Origin of the sequence: Nonomuraea sp. K271 (assembly GCF_009908215.1) — a bacterium.
Taxonomy (GTDB): Bacteria; Actinomycetota; Actinomycetes; order Streptosporangiales; family Streptosporangiaceae; genus Nonomuraea; species Nonomuraea longispora.
In genome coordinates this window covers 1-2,074 of sequence record NZ_JAAAHR010000351.1, presented here as the reverse complement: position 1 = coordinate 2,074, position 2,074 = coordinate 1, and the positions used below count along the sequence as shown (strand labels likewise).

Sequence of the window (2,074 nt, the reverse complement as noted above, 5' to 3'; positions counted from 1 at the left end):
CCCGTGAGATGCTCACCGTGCTCGACGGCGAGCTGACGATCAGCGTCTACGGCAGGAGCCACACCATCGGCAAGGACGACGCGGTGCTCTTCACCGCCGACCGGCCCCATCGCTACGCGAACAACGGCAAGGAGCAGCTCAGATTCGTCATGGTGGTCGCCGAACCCCGCGAGACACCCGACCAATGACGGAGAAGTCCCTTATGGGCGGCTGACACCCGTTGTCTGGGTACATCACTGGTGTGTACGGAACGTCGGCAGGGGGTGGCGGGTGAGTGAGGCCCGAGCGGCGACGGAGAAACTCCAGGCGGAGCTCCACGGTCTGGGCATCACCAGCGCGTACGACGTGGGCGACGATGCGACCATCTCGGTGTGGATAGGCCTGGTCGTGCGCTATCGGGATGGCTTTTACCACTGGCAGGAAGGACCGGCGAAACGTCGGCATCCGGATACGGATCCGGCCGGATGTGCCATGCGCGTGGCGCGTCGCTTCAAGGAACTGCAGGCCGATATCCCACCCTGGTGGGACGACCTGGTCAGGGAACTGCGGGGGAAACCGGCCCAGGACTATCCGTAGCCCCCCGTACGCGGTGTTTCGGGGGGGACGCATGCGCGGGTGGGCTCTGCCGCTGGCTCTGCTGGCTCTGGTGAGCTTCGCCACCCAGGTGGTACGCACCGAACTCCCCGAGCCTCCGATCGTGCCCCTGCAGCCGCCGCCGATCGATCCCGACGTCCTGGCCAGGCGGCTGGCCCGGCTGCAGCCCGGCTGGCCGCGCCACGTCGACTGCGGGCGGGAGAAGTGCGTGGCCCTGACCTTCGACGACGGGCCCGGCCGGCACACCGGACGACTGCTCGACCTGCTGAGCGAGCGCGACGCGAAGGCGACGTTCTTCGTGGTCGGGGAGATGGTGGCCGCGGACGGCGGGCGGACCCTGCAGCGCATCGTGGCCGACGGGCACGAGCTCGGCAACCACTCGTGGAGCCATCCGGCACTGTCGGAGCTGAGGCGCAAGGAGCTCCACCGGGAGCTGCGGCACACCGGCCGCCTCGTGCGCCGGCTCACCGGGGTCACGATGCGGGTGATGCGGCCGCCGTACGGGCTGACGGACAAGCGCGTCGCGGCCGAGGCCCGCCGCGCGGGCATGGCGCAGATTCTGTGGAACGTCGACACCTTCGACTGGCGGGACCGCGAACCCGAGATCGTGGCCAGGAGGGCCTGGCGGGCCCGGCCAGGGTCGATCATCCTGATGCACGACATCCACCGCACCACCGTCAAGGCCGTGCCCGCCCTGCTCGACGCGCTGGAGCGAAAGGGGTTCACGTTCGTCACGGTCTCCGACCTGTACGGCGACCGGAGCCCGCTCCCCGGCAGGAAGTACATGAGGCGGTGACCCGGAGCGCCCGCGCGGCGTGGCAGGCTTGTCCGCATGGGGTTCACGGGCTTTCCCGACGAGGCGTTCCTGTTCTACGAGGGGCTGGAGGCGGACAACTCGAAGACCTACTTCGGCCGGCACAAACAGCTTTACGAGGAGGCCGTACGCGAGCCGATGCTCGCGCTCGCCGACGAGCTGGCCGCGGAGTTCGGTTCGGCGCAGCTTTTCCGGCCCCACCGCGACGTGCGCTTCGCCAAGGACAAGTCGCCGTACAAGACTCATCAGGGCGCGTTCGTGGACCTGATGCCGGGCATCGGGCTCTACGTGGAGCTGAGCGCGGCCGGGCTGTTCACCGCGGGCGGCGTCTACACGAAGGCCCCCGACCAGGTCGCCCGCTACCGCGCGGCCGTCGACGATGACCTGTCGGGCAAGCCGCTGGAGGCCATCACCGGGTCGCTGGAGGCGGCCGGTTACGCGCTGCACGGCGAACGCCTCAAGACCAGGCCGCGCGGGTTCGACGCCGGCCATCCCCGCAGCGACCTGCTGCGGCACAGGTCGCTGCACGCGGGGATGCGCTTCGAGCCGGAGCCGTGGGTGCACACGCCGAAGGTGCGCGAGCGGGTGGCACGCACGTGGCGCGACTTCGGGCCCCTGGTCGAGTGGCTCTGCACACACGTGAGAGGCAGCGAACTGCCGCCCCGC

4 protein-coding genes are annotated in these 2,074 nt (G+C 69.8%); all 4 read left to right on the top strand.

What is annotated here, in order from left to right:
* The coding region (locus GUY59_RS46825; RefSeq protein WP_161715134.1) for a cupin domain-containing protein at window positions 1-188 on the top strand (188 nt) is incomplete at its 5' end.
* An 82-nt stretch (window positions 189-270) separates the two neighbouring features.
* Complete coding sequence (locus GUY59_RS46820) at window positions 271-576, top strand: hypothetical protein (RefSeq protein WP_138203251.1); 306 nt, start codon at window positions 271-273, stop codon at window positions 574-576.
* Window positions 577-607: 31 nt separating this feature from the next.
* On the top strand, window positions 608-1,390 hold the full coding sequence (locus tag GUY59_RS46815; RefSeq protein ID WP_138203253.1) for a polysaccharide deacetylase family protein: 783 nt from the start codon (window positions 608-610) through the stop codon (window positions 1,388-1,390).
* Between the two features lie 36 nt (window positions 1,391-1,426).
* The coding region (locus tag GUY59_RS46810) for a DUF2461 domain-containing protein (RefSeq protein ID WP_138203256.1) at window positions 1,427-2,074 on the top strand (648 nt) is incomplete at its 3' end.

Bases quoted from the DNA above. Each gene is read 5' to 3' on its own strand.
- GUY59_RS46815 (WP_138203253.1), top strand. From the start codon at position 608: ATGCGCGGGTGGGCTCTGCCGCTGGCTCTGCTGGCTCTGGTGAGCTTC.